This window comes from Flammeovirgaceae bacterium SG7u.111, from assembly GCA_034044135.1.
GTDB lineage: Bacteria > Bacteroidota > Bacteroidia > Cytophagales > Flammeovirgaceae.
This window is the reverse complement of record CP139021.1, coordinates 1,236,853-1,253,025: the sequence shown is the minus strand read 5'-3', so window position 1 is coordinate 1,253,025 and position 16,173 is coordinate 1,236,853. Positions and strand designations below refer to the sequence as shown.

General features: G+C 40.8%; 10 protein-coding genes. 4 read left to right on the top strand and 6 right to left on the bottom strand.

From position 1 onward, the window contains the following. Position 1 precedes the first annotated feature (1 nt). The gene (locus R9C00_04895) at positions 2-430 is read left to right on the top strand and encodes an OsmC family peroxiredoxin (GenBank protein WPO36781.1); all 429 of its coding nucleotides are present in this window, start codon (positions 2-4) and stop codon (positions 428-430) included. Positions 431-697: 267 nt separating this feature from the next. After that, the gene (locus R9C00_04890; protein WPO36780.1) at positions 698-4,432 is read left to right on the top strand and encodes a gliding motility-associated C-terminal domain-containing protein; all 3,735 of its coding nucleotides are present in this window, start codon (positions 698-700) and stop codon (positions 4,430-4,432) included. An 18-nt stretch (positions 4,433-4,450) separates the two neighbouring features. On the opposite strand, the gene R9C00_04885 is transcribed toward R9C00_04890, so the two are convergent. Continuing rightward, positions 4,451-4,663, bottom strand: a complete 213-nt coding sequence (locus R9C00_04885; protein WPO36779.1) for a VF530 family protein — start codon at positions 4,661-4,663, stop codon at positions 4,451-4,453. A gap of 171 nt (positions 4,664-4,834) precedes the next feature. Here R9C00_04885 and R9C00_04880 point away from each other — a divergent pair, with 171 nt between their 5' ends. Together R9C00_04880 and R9C00_04875 are read left to right on the top strand one after the other, a co-directional pair. After that, positions 4,835-5,551 carry an SIMPL domain-containing protein gene (locus tag R9C00_04880; GenBank protein WPO36778.1) on the top strand — a complete coding sequence of 239 codons (717 nt, stop codon included), beginning with the start codon at positions 4,835-4,837 and terminating at the stop codon, positions 5,549-5,551. Positions 5,552-5,891: 340 nt separating this feature from the next. Further along, a complete protein-coding gene (locus R9C00_04875) occupies positions 5,892-6,650 on the top strand; it encodes a DUF6503 family protein (GenBank protein ID WPO36777.1) in 759 nt (252 codons plus the stop codon). Between the two features lie 40 nt (positions 6,651-6,690). Here R9C00_04875 and R9C00_04870 read toward each other — a convergent pair whose 3' ends face one another. From R9C00_04870 to R9C00_04850, 5 genes are all read right to left on the bottom strand, one after another. Continuing rightward, entirely contained in the window at positions 6,691-8,487 is a 1,797-nt protein-coding gene (locus tag R9C00_04870; protein ID WPO36776.1) for an ABC transporter ATP-binding protein, read from the bottom strand. A 70-nt stretch (positions 8,488-8,557) separates the two neighbouring features. After that, positions 8,558-9,160 (bottom strand): HD domain-containing protein, encoded by a 603-nt coding sequence (locus tag R9C00_04865; GenBank protein ID WPO36775.1) that lies wholly within the window; start codon positions 9,158-9,160, stop codon positions 8,558-8,560. Positions 9,161-9,666: 506 nt separating this feature from the next. Then, entirely contained in the window at positions 9,667-12,471 is a 2,805-nt protein-coding gene (locus R9C00_04860) for a tetratricopeptide repeat protein (GenBank protein ID WPO36774.1), read from the bottom strand. A gap of 33 nt (positions 12,472-12,504) precedes the next feature. Then, entirely contained in the window at positions 12,505-14,862 is a 2,358-nt protein-coding gene (locus tag R9C00_04855; protein ID WPO36773.1) for a TonB-dependent receptor, read from the bottom strand. 693 nt (positions 14,863-15,555) lie between these two features. Next, on the bottom strand, positions 15,556-16,050 hold the full coding sequence (locus R9C00_04850; protein WPO36772.1) for a GNAT family N-acetyltransferase: 495 nt from the start codon (positions 16,048-16,050) through the stop codon (positions 15,556-15,558). Positions 16,051-16,173: the final 123 nt, after the last annotated feature.

Sequence of the window (16,173 nt, the reverse complement as noted above, 5' to 3'; positions counted from 1 at the left end):
TATGAGTACCAGAACCGCAAAATCTGTTTGGAATGGCACCTTGAAAGAGGGCAGTGGAAAAATGACTTTCAGCAATTATAGCGGACCATTCACCTTTGTTTCCCGCTTTGAAGAAGGCGATGGAACCAACCCTGAAGAACTTGTTGGCGCAGCACAATCAGGATGTTATTCTATGTTCCTTTCAGCGCTTATTAGCGGAGAAGGCTTGAACCCCAAAAGCATAGAAACCATAGCTTCCGTTACCTTGGGAAAAGACGACACAGGTCCTTGTATTACCAACATCAAATTAGCCTGCACGGTAGAATGCGAAGGGTTATCTCAAGAAAAATTTACTGAACTTGCAGAAGCGGCAAAAGTAAAATGCCCCATTTCAAGGCTTTATGAAGGTGGTACAGCTACCATTGAGCTTGATGCCAAGTTAGTCGGTTAAGAAACATTAATGTGCATAATTATAAGCTCACCCGCATAGGTGGGCTTTCTTTTTTTTAGCTGCCCAAAGTTTCTAACTTTTTTCTACTTTAGAGGGTCATCCTAACAGAGGATATTTTTTTAAAACCCTACCTAACCACTACCAATTTGGTTAATTACAATTTACCCAGTAGTTGAATTAAACAACTAGTTGTACAAATATCGTATTTTCATTAAAACAACAAGAGTACTAACTCAAGCTCAACACAAAACTTTTCTAATTGGAAAGATGAAAAAAACATACTTCTTACTTATTTCACTTTTGGCTTTTTCAAGCCTTTTTGCACAAGAAACCCCTTATAGTTTTGTAGAAAACAAAGGTCAATGGGCTGACTCACATCATTACCGAGCAGATATTCCCGGAGGTTACCTTTTTCTCAACGGAGCTTCCCTATCTTATGCTTTTTACGATGCCGAGGCGGTAAACCACATGCACCATGGCGGGCACGACGACCATGACCATGCTGTAGCACACAAATCAGCTCCCATAGAGGAAAGAGAAGACAAAATAAAAGCCCATGCTTTTCATGTTCGCTTTAAAAATGCGAACCAAACAACGAGCTTCAGCACTAGCGGAGCCCAGCATATAAAAAGGAATTATTTCTTGGGAAAAGACCAGAGGAAATGGGCTTCGGAAGTGCCCTCTTTTGCCGAAGTAACCTATGAAGAATTATATCCATCCATCGACTTAAGGTTTTACCAAAACGAGCTGGATTTGAAATACGAGTTTATAGTAGGGGCTGGTACCGACCCTTCCACTATCCAAATGGAATATGACGGAGTGGTGCAAATCAAGCTTTTCAACGAACATTTGTACATCCAAACCTCTATTAATACACTCATTGAGCAAAAGCCATATAGCTACCAAGAAATAAATGGTAAAAAAGTTGAAGTCGCATCACGGTTTGTGGTAGAGGGAACTACGGTTCAATTCGAATTCCCAAATGGCTACGACCCTGCCTTTGAGCTGGTAATAGACCCTGTTTTAATGTTTTCCACCTTTTCGGGCTCAGTTTCCGACAACTGGGGCAACACCGCTACTTTCGATACCGCTGGCAATCTTTATAATGGGGGAATTGTGTTTGGGACAGACTTCCCTGTTTCTACCGGAGCTTACGATGTGAATTTTAACGGAGAGATAGATGTCGTTATACAGCAATTTGACAGTACGGGAAGTTTTGTAAACTATGCTACTTATCTAGGTGGAGTGGAAGCCGAAATCCCTTCAAGCCTGATAGTGAACGAGTTCAACGAGTTAGTCATTTTAGGCTCGACTAGTTCAGTAGATTTCCCCACAACTGACAATGCATTTGACAGTTTGTTCAACTGGGGATCAAGTAGAACAAGTATAATCGGAGGGATTAGTTATAGGTTTGGAAGCGACTTATTTGTTGCTGTGCTGGATGCCAGTGGAAGTAAATTACTTGGCAGTACTTTCGTGGGGGGCAGCAGCAATGAGGGCATAAACGATGCTTCACGAAGCAATTTGACCCGCAACTATGGGGACGAGTTTAGGGGAGATGTGATCACAGATAAGCAGGGAAATATCTACTTTGCCAGTAATACACAGTCAGAAGATTTCCCTGTAACAGAAGGGGCATTTCAAACCACCAACACTACAAGTCAAGCCGCTGTAGTAGTGAAGCTTAACAGGGATGTAAGTAAATTGGAATGGAGCACATTTTTGGGTGGAGATTTTGTAGACGCTGCTTATTCTATCAAGCTCAAAGAAAATGGACAGGTAGTAGTAGCCGGTGGAACGGCAAGCAGTAATTTCCCTACCACCGAAAATGCCTTTATAAAAGATAAAAATGGCATAGGAACTGATGGATTCGTCAGTATCCTAACTCCCGAAGGAGATTCGCTCATCACTTCTACATTTATTGGCACTGAATCTTATGACCAAGTATTTTTTATCGATTTGGATGCTGAGGAAAATGTGAGTCTTTTTGGACAAACCCAAGGTGATTATCTGGTAACTGCCGGAGTTTATTCGAACAACAACAGCGGTCAGTTTATCCATAAACTCACTCCCCTTCTCGACAGCACCATTTTTTCTACCGTTGTAGGCTCAGGCTCGGGCAGCCCCAATATTTGCCCCACAGCTTTTATGGTGAGTGAATGTTCCAACATTTACATCACTGGCTGGGGCGGCACAGTGAATGACCCAAATGGGCAAAACAGCAATTATATTGGTGGAACTACCAACAATATGCCGCTTACTGAAAATGCCTTCCAAAGCACAACAGATGGCTCAGATTTTTACCTCATGGTACTTTCACCAGATGCCTCCGAATTGCTTTATGGCACGTACTTGGGCGGACCCAACCAAGGCGGGGAACATGTAGATGGTGGAACTTGCCGCTTCGATAAACGGGGAATAGTCTACCACTCGGTTTGCTCTTGCCAAGACAGCGGTTATCCAACTACTCCGGGAGCTTATGCAACGGAAAACCGCTCAACTGATGGGTTTTCCACTCGCTGCAACAACGCCGCTTTTAAGTTTGATTTATCCGTTATTGAAGCTTCATTCGAAACTTCAGACCCAAATATCTGTACCGATGCCATCATTACTTTTACCAACACCAGCAAGGGCGGAAAAGAATATACTTGGGAAATAAATGGTGAAGTGGTTTCCAACACAAGCACTGCTTTTGATTGGGTATTTGATGAACCGGGAAATTTTTCGGTTACACTTACCGTATTCGATCCTGCCACGTGTATAAAAGTAAATGCTTCGGCAAATGTGTTTGTGGTAAGCCCCCAGAACTTTTCTGCTGGAGAAGATAAGGTTATTTGCGAAGGAGAAAGCGTCCAGCTCACAGCAGGAGGTGGCATCAGTTACGATTGGCTTCCTCTCACAAACATTTCTGACCCTACAAGCCCCAACCCAGTGGTTACTCCAAATAAAACTACAGAATATACCGTAAAAATCACCAACGAATTTGGGTGTGTAGCTGATAGCATTATCAAAGTAACCGTCTATCCTGAGGTGCAGGCACGGTTTCAAGCCGACATTATGGAAACTTGCGATACCTTACAGCAGTTGAGAATAAGCAACTTGACCACCGGAGCCACCGATTGGAAATGGCAACTAGGAGATGGACGAGTATTTGAAGGAGAAGGCCCCGGAGATATCGTGTATGACAAGGCCGGTACGTACCAGATCATCTTAGAAGCAAGCAACCCTTCTTGCTATGAAGCTGATACAGTAGAAGTGGAAATAGCAGACGTTCCCTCCTCTCATTTTTATAAAAACATCACCATTTCTCCCGATCTTACCCTATGCGATGGTGAAAACATAGAGCTAAACGCTTCGGGCGGAGCTGCCTATTTTTGGACTCCACAAGCAGGGCTAAGCAACCAAACTATTCCGAACCCCATTGCCAACCCAACAAGCACTACCGAATACCAACTCAGGGTGTACAATGAAAAAGGCTGCTTTTACGACACCAGCTTGATCATAACGGTTATCCCTCCCATAGAAGTAGACTTTTCTTATTCTCGGTCTGGAAAATGTGCACAAATCCCCTCAGTAGAACTAATAAATAACACACTTAACGATGTTAAATACACTTGGCTAATGGGCAATGGAGAGGTGATTGAAAACGAAGAGGACTTCTTCACTTATAACTATCCCGACACTGGTTCTTACACCATCACGTTGGTAGCCGAGGTGGAAGGCTGTGCCTACTCTTCTCAGCAACAGGTATTAATTGAAAATGTAATCCCGCCCAATGCTTTCTCACCCAATGGAGATGGGCTGAACGATACTTTTGAGATCCCTAGCCAAGAGGCGGGCTGGACGCTTCAAGTATATACCCGTTGGGGCGACCAAGTCTTTGCCAGCGACAATTATCAGAATGACTTTGGAGGAGAAGACCTAACCGAATCTACGTACTTGTATGTACTCACCTCGCCCATTGGAGTTGAGTGCCGAGGGTGGATAAAAGTGATTCGATGACATCAAAAGAGCTATATGTTATTTGTTAAAAGATTCTAGGTATAGCTCTTCTACTTTTGCCCTAGCCCAAGGTGTACGTCTCAAAAACTTAAGGCTAGACTTTATAGAAGGGTCAAAATTGAAGCATCTGATATTTATAATTTCGCCCAGCTCTTCCCAGCCGTACATAGTTACCAAAAACTCTAACATATCTTCCAGTGTAACTCCGTGCAAAGGGTCTTTTGAGTTCATTCTCAATTCTTTTTTGTTTAAAACTTCTCACAAAGATAAAATTTAGATTGGAGAGTTATTTATCTTGACAGTTTCCTCTATCATTGGGCATTGGGCACTGCTCTTTCTTTTGTAGATGTTGAATAATAGTATCCAATTGACTACTTTGAACACAAACCAAACATTGATCTCATGAAAACACTTTTTGCCTTAGCCCTTGTCTTGCTCCCAACCCTTCTTTTTGGGCAAATTTCAGAAGAAAATACCAAAATAAATCCTTACATAGAAGTTACAGGGACTGCCGAACAAAAGGTTGTTCCCGACCAAATTTATATCTCCATCAACTTAAAAGAACGAGAGGAAGGGAAAGTTAAAATTACTATTGAAAAACAGGAAAATGATTTAAAAAAGGCTTTGGGAGAAATAAATGTACCCTTGGAAGATCTTTCTCTTTCTGATGCAAATGCAGAATTTGTAAAAATCAAATGGAAAAAGAAAGATGTAATCGCTTCTAATAATTACTTGCTCAAAGTGGGTGATGCGGTTACTGTAGGTAAGGTTTTCGAAAAGCTGGATGAACTCAAAATAGAAGACGCTTATATAGCAAAAGTCCACCATTCTAAAATGGATAGCCTCAACAAAGAAGTGAAAATACTTGCGATAAAAGCGGCAAAAAACAAGGCTGAATATTTGCTAGAAGCCATAGGCGAAAACCTAGGAAAGCCACAAATAATTAGGGAAACTAGTGGGGGCATCAATTATCAAGCGAACATGATGCTGCAAGAACAAATTGTACAATACAGTGGTAGTGCTCAAAGGTATCGGTCTGATGATAAACTCGATAACGACATCGAATTCCAAAAGATCGTTTTAAAATCTTCTGTTTATATAAAATTTGGCATACTCTAAGAAGCTGTTTGGGAATTATATTTAAAAATTGTTATCGCTTATTTTGGATGCAGAATAAGGCAAAATAGACAAAGATAGTGGAGCTATCTGCGGAGATTTTAACGCGGGCGACTAGCCGAAATTATGCGTCAAAAGAAGCACATAAGAATTTTGAAAATACATTTCAAAACAGCTTCTAAGTTTCAAAAAAACAAAGTGCCAACATCGGGAAACTTTATCCTATTCACCCCTCTTATGTTTTCTGCAATTTTGCGCTAAACAAGATCAAGGTTGATATGTTATGAATGAGATACCGATATAGTATCTCATTCATATTTGAACCAGCAAAAAACAGAAAAAAATGAAACGTAATATCAATGCAGTTCTTCTGCTTATTATGACAATGGCAGCTTGCTCAGCTCCTAAAAAAGAACAAAGCTTTGTTGAAAAAACAGAAAGTGCCCATCAGAAATCAGCCTTTTTGGACAAAGAAGCTGTCAGATTTGATCTTGCCCTAAAGTTTGGAGGCAAAGAACGCCTAAATGGAACTATTACCCTTCTGACCAATTCGAGCAAAGGACTCATAGAATATGGGGACAGCAGCAAGATCATGTATGTGAAAGATCAAGTGTATTATTCTCCCGACATCACCAATACCAAGGGAGTTCGGTTCGATGCTTATACTTGGTCGTACTTTTTCCTTTTGCCACACAAACTGAGCGATGGGGGCACAAAGCTTTCGCCTTATGAGAATAGCACGCTCAACGGGGAAACTTTTGATACTCACAAACTCACCTTTGCCCCAGGCACAGGCGATGCTCCAGACGATTGGTATGTTCTCTATTCAAATAAAGAAACTCATTTGCTTGAAACGGCGGCTTACATAGTTACCGCTGGTAAAACCAAGGAAGAAGCTGAAGCCGATCCTCACGCTATTTCGTATGCCGATTATACAGAAATCGATGGTGTTCCAATCGCACAAACTTGGTCTTTTTGGGGATGGAAAGAAGACAAAGGCCTGACTGAACAATTGGGAGAAGCGACCCTTAAAAATATCCAGTTTGTAGAAGTAGACTCCAACTTCTTCACTCCCCCACCCTCTTTTCTCACCATCGAATAAGAAACAATAAACCTGAGGTGTTTTTTCAAATACCTCAGGTTTACTTTTTTAACCCCTCTTCGATCTCCCCTGTTTGCACATTCCAAAGATCATGGTACAAGCCATTGTGGGAAAGGAGTTCATTATGCGTACCCCGTTCGGAAACTTGACCGTCTTTTATTACCAATATACTATCAGCATGGCGGATGGTCGAAAGCCTGTGTGCTATTATAAGTGCGGTTCGCCCTTGGGCAAGCTGGTTGAGGTTTTCTTGGATAGCCCGTTCTGTTTCAGTATCAACAGCGCTGGTGGCTTCATCCAAAATTAAGATTGAGGCATTCTTGAGGATAGCCCGGGCGATGCTGATCCGTTGGCGTTGACCACCCGAAAGCTTCATTCCCCTTTCCCCCACTATGGTATCATATCCCTCAGGAAGAGACTCCACAAATTCATCTAGTTGGGCTTTGCGGGAAGCCAGTTCTATATCTTTCTTGCTACACCCATCCATTCCATAGGCAATATTTTCTCGGATAGTACCATGAAACAAATACACATCTTGGCTTACCAAGGCTATATTTTTGCGCAAGTCTTTCAGACTAATTTGTCTGATATCAACCCCATCAAGCTTGATGACTCCTTGGGAAACATCGTAGAGCCGAAGTAAGAGTTTGACTAAGGTAGTTTTGCCCGAGCCTGTTGTCCCAGCTATCCCTACCGTTTCGCCTGGAGCTAAGCGCAAGTCAATGTTTTTTAATACCTCGCTGTGGCTATTGTATGAAAATGAAATGTTTTCGAGTGCAATTTCCCCCCTCACTTTACCAAGCTCAGCTGGTTCGACCGGATCAGTGACCTCATTAGGTGCATCCATCAGGCCAAACACTCGCCTCGCACTTGCTTTTGCACGCTCGTATTCATTGAAAATCATCCCAAGAAGCGTTATAGGCCATAAAATCCGTTGGAGCAACATGGCAAAAAGTGTGAGCTGACCTACCGTAACCCCACTGTTTTCATCTAGCACTTGGTACGCTCCTAACACCAAACCTGCAACCATTCCGGCAGCTATCAACATCCGGATGAGGGGCATGTACAGCGCATTGTATTTGATTGCTTCAAAATTAGCTTTTTGGTAAGCCTCGGAAGCCTCCTTTACCCGCTCGTATTCATAACTTTCAGCAGCAAAACTTTTTACCACCAAAATTCCCGAAATATTATTTTCCAACCTACTGCTAAGTTCGCCCACTGCATTGCGGACTTTTTGGTAGCGAGGAGAGATGATTTTTTGGAAATGAAAACTGCCCCAAATAATAAATGGCATGGGCGCTAAGGCAATTAGTGCCAATTCCCAAGAAATACTGAAAAGGGCAAAGAAGGCGAAAATAAATAAGACGACAAGCTGGATAATTTGATTGAAGCTATCGTTGAGGAATCGCTCTAACTGGTTGATATCGTCGTTGAGCATAGTCATGAGATTGCCCGTACGGTTTTGCTCAAAATAGGCAATTTCTCTGTTTTGTAACTGATGGTAGGCATCTAAGCGAAGGTCGTGCTGCACCTTTTGCGCCAAGCGCAAGTAACTTGATTTCAGAAGCCATTCGGTAAGGCTTTCAAAGAAAAAAACAATGCCTACTAGCAGGCAGACCACGAGTACATTTTCCCAAATCCCATCCGAATTAGCCAATTTTACCGACCAAGGTTGTGGACTTCCAGCCACCGTATCGACCAGCCAACCAACCATGAGCGGGGGCATCATGTCCAGCACTTTGTAGCTTGTACTGGAGGAAATTGCAAAAATGAGATTCCCAGTATATTTCCGCAGATAGCTGGCCAGCCTCCACATTGGTTCGGGCGATTCGGTCATTCTCCTTTTGTTCGTAATTAAGGGTAAAAGTGATTTGTGTTACTCCCAAATTTAGGAAGATTAACCGAAATCATTTCAAATACCCATTCTCGCCAGATTCTTTAATGAGGTGTTCGGCAAAATTCCAAAGAGTTTCCGAACCTTCGGCTGCATGCTTATTCCTGTTCCTCGCCATCTCTTGGGTAATGCCATTGTCAATCCACGATTTGCCACCACTAAGAAAGTTAAGCAACATGGGATGTAAGCGGTCTAGTGCGGCTGCGTACTTTGCCTCGGGCGTTTTTCTTTCTTCAAACTCATCCCAAATAGCCCTGAACTCTTTGGCTTGGTCTTCTGGTAAGATGGCAAAAATCCTGTCTGCTGCTTTTTGCTCACGCTCTGCCTGATCTTCCATCCCTTTCGCATCGTATGCGTAGGTGTCACCAGCATCAATTTCTACCACGTCGTGTATCAACACCATTTTTACTGCCTTGCCCACATCAAGATTGGGTTCATTGGCATGTTCGGCTAATAAAACAGCCATTAAGGCAAGGTGCCACGAGTGCTCTGCATCATTCTCTCTTCGAGAACCATCGCTAAGATAATTCATACGCACTATATGCTTGATCTGATCAACCTCAGCTATGAAAGCTATTTGGGACTTCAGTCTTTCTACTACTAAATTATTCTGCATTTGTATCAAATATGTTAATGAAAAGTCTAATTATTACTCAATATGAAAAGCAAAAAGGTGTAAAAAAAATAAAAAATCTTACATATGATATAAAACACTGATATTAAGCACTATTCCCATATCAGGAATTTCATAACAACGTGATTTCACAGACTAGTACTGATAGACACAAAACCTTTCCCTATTTAGGATTTTCTACTGCGGCAAATGATGTTAGTTGTCCACAAATCGGTGTTAATAAAGCCATAAAACAACCAAACAGAAGACATGTATTACACAGAAGCACACTTGAATGTTACCCCAAGGTGAATCACTAAGGATAATTTTTAGGAAAAGGTCGTTTCTATAGTGTATCACGCAAAACAAGCGTACTTTAATAAACTAAACTACCGACAAACAAGAATTAACTAATCAAAAAAATTAACAACGATATATTGACTTTAATAAATTTAAGCTAACAAACACACTTCATATAATAAAACGCCCTCAAATTGAGGGCGTTTTTTTTATGCCTTAGAAACTTCAGAAGGCTGGGAAACTGGTAACGTGATCAAAAACTCTGTCCCTTTCCCTTCCTCTGAGCTTACTTTTACAGCTCCATTGTGCCTCTCTATAATCCCATACGTGATAGACAAGCCCAATCCTGTTCCCTTGCCTACATCTTTAGTTGTAAAAAATGGTTCAAATATTTTCCTTCTCACATGCTCAGGCATTCCGTTGCCATTATCTTTTATACTGATCTCTACCCGTTCCGCATGCTGCACTGTAGAGATACAGATTTTCCCTTTCTTATCTATAGCATCGGAGGCATTACCCAATATATTCATGAAAGCTTGGTTGAGCTGACCGGGCAAGCATTCGATTGGTTGTAGGTCTCCATAGTTTTTATGCACTTCTACTTTCCCTTTGAACTTACTTTGCAGCAAAGTGAGGGTAGAATCAAGCCCAATATGGACATCCGTAGTTTTGAAATCGTTTTCATCGAGCCTCGAGAAGTTTCTGAGTCCCAGCACGATTTCCTTTGTCCGAACAGCCCCTTCTTCTATCCCATTTACCAATGAATCAATTTCTTGCAATACATACTCCAAATCAATTTCTTGGGAAAACTCTCTCAACCCTTTTAGCTCTTCGGAAATATTATTTGAAGCATCCAGCCTCTTTGCTTTCTCAATAAATTGCTTGATATCATCTAAATCACGGCGAAGAGGCAATACATTGCCCGAAACAAAATTGATAGGATTATTGATTTCATGGGCTATCCCAGCCGTAAGCTGACCGAGCGAAGCCATTTTTTCGGAGTCCACCAACTGACTTTGAGTAGTTTTTAGTTGGAAATGCGTATTTTCGAGGGTTTCATATGAGCGAATAATTTCATCTCTTTGTTGAGCTATTTCTGAGTTAGCTTGCTTCAACCTTTCCGACTGGGTAATCACCTCTTCGGTTTTTTGCTCTAGCTCTGCATGGCTTAACTGTATTTCGTCATTAGCAATCTTCAGCTTTTCCGACTGCGCCATTACCTCCTCATTTTTGAGGCTGATTTCTTGGTTTATTTTCTCAATCTCCCGTTTCTGTCTCTTTAGCTTTTTATTTACAAAAAAGGTAAAAATAAGCCCAACTATAACCAAAACAGAAATCACAATAAATAACCCCAAAATCCACCTTGCCCTGTTCCGCTCCCTTTCCGCATTCTTTTTTCCTTGCTCCAACATCTCTATCTGCTGTAGCCTGGCACGGTTCGCTGTTTCTCTTTCTTTTATCTCCAACTCCTTCCGAAGCTTATCGGCTTCTAGTGCTTTTATGGCTTCTGCTTGGTATTGGGCATTCAATTTCTCTTTTTCCAGAGCCAAGCGCTGAAGGCTTTTATCCTTCTCCAGCTGCTCCTCCCTAATTTCATAATCACGAATAGCCTGCTCGGATTGCATAAGTTCTACTTGCTGCATTTGCTTATCCATCTCCAATTGATACTGCCTGATAGCCATATCTTTACGAGCATCATCTGCAAGTTGAAGTTTAATCTCTCTATCCTGTTTTTCAAGAGCAAGCAATGTCTTATCTTTCGAATCTTGAGCTAGCTTTTCAGCAAGAGTGAGTGAGTCTTTGAAGTTGAGGTAGCTTTTGTAGCTTTCCAAGGCTTTTTCATATTTCCCTTTCGCTTGCAATACTTCGCTATAGGTAAGGTACGAGTTCATTAGTACTTTTCTATCCTTCGCCTCCTTTGCTTCTACCACAGCTTCTTCAGCATAAACTTCCGCCTCGTACATATCATCTTTTAGCACCAATATCTTGGCTAGCATATTTTTCACCTCCACAGCCTTGTCTTTATCTCCAAGGGTGGAATAAATCAAAAGCGCTGCTTCTAACCTAGGAATGGCATCGTTGTACATTCCCATATTTTGGAAAGAAATACCCATGTTTATCAGGGTAGTAGCATTTTTCCACTCATCGCTATACAACTCATCATCTAGCTTAAATGCTTTTTGGAAATAGAGAACTGCATTTGGGTAATCACCTAAATTGGTATTGAGAAAGCCGATATTATTGTAAGCTACCGCTACTCCCGCCGAGTCACCCAAGTTTCTTAGCTGTTCTAGCAAGTCTAGGTTATAGTTGAGAGCCACTTGGTACCTTTCCCGTAATTTATTGACACTCACCAAATTTCCAAGAGTTTTTGCCACAGAGTACTGATCATCTTCTAGGTAATAAAGATCTAGTAAGTGTTCGTAATGTAAGGTTGCATAGTCATAGAGCTTTGCTTTTTTACTGAGCTCACCCACTTTTTCCAAAGACATAATTTGCCACTGGCGTTCCTTCAGGTTGTCGAAAGCAGTGAAGGCATTTGCATAGTATTCGGAAGCCCTTCCCCATGCATCCAAGCTTTCATAAAGGTTACCAAGCATCATGTTCGCCTCCGCCAATCCCATCGTATCTTCTGCTTGGGAAAAGATATCTAATGCCCCAATGTAGTTTTTAAGAGCAGCCCCAGGTTGATCTTCCGCTTCATCTATTTCTCCCATCAAAATCAGACTTTTAGCTTTGCCCCTTAAATATCCAGTGTGGTTGGCCAATGCCCAACTTCTTTCAGCTATTTGCAACGCCTCACTGGTCTTCCCAACAGCCAGAAAACTATAGGCTTCTTCTAGCAAATCCTCTATTCCAGCGCTATCTCCGTCATAATAATTAAGCATGTCGGAAAAAGATTCTATGCGCTCTTGAGCCAATGTAGCCCCCGAAAAAGCACAGCAAAAGAAAACGAAAGCATAAAATACCTTTGCTCTTTTTTTCCAACTCGCTATCAAATCTCTTCTACTCAAATTAGTTCTTGTTTTTTACTTTTTAGGGTCTTACTACTCTAAGTTAAATGACAATCCTACCTGTATATTCCGCCCAGGCTGTGGATTGTAAATAAGATCGACATCTAGCCCTGTAGCAGCTATTCCACCATATTTTTTATCAAATACATTCGTAACACGCACATAACTGCTAATATTAGTACTAATATAATAGCGACCCAAGAAATCGAGGGTGTAATAACCATCTATCTTATAAAGAGGCTCGTTTACTTGGTCTGCATCAGGAATAAAGGAACGTAACCAACTGCTTGTCATCGTATTGGTAAAGTTCAAATACAAATTTTTGGTAGGAAACAAAGAAACATTTAACTGACCTATATACCCTGGCATTTCTCGAAAAAGGGAGATTTTTGTTCCTCCATCAGGCAAAATTTCTTTTCCTTCTGAAAGCGAGATGTGTAAGTCAGTCATAAGCTTTACAGAAGGAATAATATCTTTTCCCTTTACAGTCATCTGCAAGCCAAATAGGGTCGAAGTGGCAGAACTACTATTCAGAAAAGTCCTCGTATCTCCAGGAGCACCATTCGGATAAAGTACTGTATCTAAAGAAACAACCTGTGGAACTATCAAATCTTCAATTTGATTGAAATAACCTGACATATTCAGTGACCAATTCTTATTTAAATTATGCCTGTACCCAAGCTCTACAGCCGAAAAGGTTTCTGCCTTGAGGTCAGGATTAGGTACAATCTGATAACTAAGCTTCATGTTAGTAGCGTCATAAGGCACCACAAGTGAGCTATAAGCTAACAAAGAAGAAGGAGCGCGGTAAGATGTCCCATAAGATGTATACAATTTCGCATTAGGGGTCAACTCATACAAAAAAGCTATCCGAGGATTGATTTTAGCTCCATATCTCGAATCTCTATCTCCACGCAAGCCCAGCATAAACCGAAGTTTTTTTACTGAATAAAAAAGTTGTACATATCCCGCTGCATTAGAAAACCTCAGGGGATTATAGCCAAAAAAACCATATACTGGATGTGGTCTAGTACGCTCAAGGCTAAACGGTGCATAGCTTTTGATATCGAAAGGAGATTCAAGTTCGTTGGTTTTCGGCAAATTACCCGAATACTGATAAGTTGCCCCCATTACTAGTTCCACCTTATCTGTGGGCTGGTAGGTAAAATACTGCTCCAGAAATAAGTCGTCGGATGCTTGATATAGATAAGCTATATTAGAATTCTCAAGATTAGGGTAGTTTACCGAATGTGCAGAGTTATTATCTTGCCTAAGGCTCAAATAAGACAAATTTGTAGTGGATGATATTTTCTCCCACGACTTCTCATAGCTAACAGTCCCCCTCCTGATATACTCCCCCAAAAATACTTGCGGGTATGATCTTGAATAATGATAAGTTGAAATTGCTACGCTCGAATGCACTTTGCGGTACATATCACTGTAGCGAAAGGTCCAGCCCTTATATTTTAATTCTACCCCTAATTGCCTGCTGCTTTGCGGAATACTACTAAACTCAGGAGAAGAAGTTGTTCCTTCATAAAAAGGTTGGTAAAGTTCTTTTTTAAAATCTTCTGGGTCCACCCCTTCCTTTTCCAGCATCTCATCGTTGATTTCTAGCGGAAGATAATTCGTCCCATTAATATTGAACGTAGAATCAGGATAGCTTAATTGAAAAACAGCTAAGGGGTGATACAAAAAGTCTTCGTCATACACCACATTAAGATCAGAAGTGCTAGAAGAGCTCCCATAAAAAGCATACTCTAAGATACTCGAGCTTTTCCCCACTTTCCCACCTACTGTAAAGTTTAAGTAATTGTATCCAAACTGCCCAAGTTCGGCATCAGCATGGGCAAATGTTCCATCTTTAGCTCCTTTAGTGATAATATTTATTACTCCCGCAGTAGCATCTGCTCCGTAGATAGAAGATGCTGGGCCAAATATAACCTCAATCCTCTCCGCTTGCCTAATAGGTAGCTGAGCTGCAATAGGAAAACTCCCCGTAGTAGACGGCTGAATAGGGATATCGTTGACTAAGATTTTGGTATATTGATTTCCTTTAAACCCTCTCATCAAGAATAACTCACCTTCCTCTGCACCACCAGGTTGCGAAACTTTTATCCCTGGCACTCTTTTCATCACATCGGTGAGGGTGATGTATCCATTCCGAATTATTTCTTCGCGAGTAATCACATAAATAGTGAAGGGCAGGTCGGCCGGATCTTTTGATGAACGACTTCCCGACACAACCTTTAGCCCTTCTACATCTTCTATACTTCGAATATCTTCGAGATCCAACACATCTCGTTGAAGCAGAACATTGTCTTGCCCATATAGCTCCACATGCCAAAAACTGAAAAAAAGTATCGCTATGAATTGTAGTTTTCTTGCCATTTCTGCACCTATTCTTCTTTATTTAGAATATAAAGATACAACCTAATAATTATCAGTTGGAAATTACCAAAAGCATACATACAATTTGAAAGTCATTGATTGGGCTTTGGTAAGGTTTAAGTAAGAAAGGCTATTTCCTCAGCCAGAGAAGGGTGCCAACCCTCTAAAAGCAAAAAAACCATGCCTACTAAAAAGGAGACATGGTCAATGTTTTTTGAACCGTAGAGAAATAGCATGGCTAGCTCAATATGGATTCAAGTATGGTATAATTAAGATTGGATATGAAATCAATTGAAACGTTCTATGTTTCTCTAAAACACAGAAAAAAAGATGATGGAAATGATCCCTACGGTAAAGAGTGATAGCCAGAAAAAGAAATCTGCCTTATCAAACTTAGATTTGTACTCTGCTTTTTTCACGACACCCCTGATTTTGAAATGGAACAATATTTTAATGAGTTCAGATAAAATTTTGCCTAATTCTTATGACAGATACCCAAAATGGAAAGAGATACTAATTGGCGTTGATGTTTTAATCTATGAGTTGTGACTAAGATACCGTCAATTCATACATGAAACTTAAATCAGGTGTTAATGAACATTAAAAAACTGTTAATGAAAGTAAAGGCAAAAATAGTTCACAATGCGTGAAAATATAAAAATCAGGATATCAACCCATTAGCTTATGTAGTATTTATAAAAGCAACTGCATAAATACAAGATCTAACCATTGGTCAAATTTATAGCCTACTTCCTTTATCCTACCCACCTCTTCAAACCCAAATTTTTTATGGAACTCCAAACTCCCTTCATTAGAAGAATCAATTCCTGCTACCATGGTGTGATAGCCATTTTCACGAGCTAAATCGATCAGCTTTTGCATCATCATCTGACCAATGCCAAGACCTCTCGCTTTATCGTCCACATAAATTGAATGCTCAACACTAAACCTATAGGCATCCCATGTCCTGAAAACCCCGTACGTGCCATATGCCAATACATCGCCATCTCTTTCGGCAACGAGTACAGGCAGCCCTTCTTGCTGTTTTTTATGAAACCAATCCAGTTGTGCCTCCAAGCTTTTCTCATTATAATCATACACCACGGTCGTATTTTTTATTTCATGGTTGATGATATTCAGAATTGTGGGCACATCTTTTTCCGTAGCTAGTCTAATATCAATGTTCATATATTTAAAAATGCTGTTTTGTATGCAAATTATTTTATAAGTAGATCTGATGCAAAAAAGGGCTGCTTTAATGATAGAAAACTCATAGTTTAACAAAAAAAAAGGCTGTTCCTTTGGGGAACA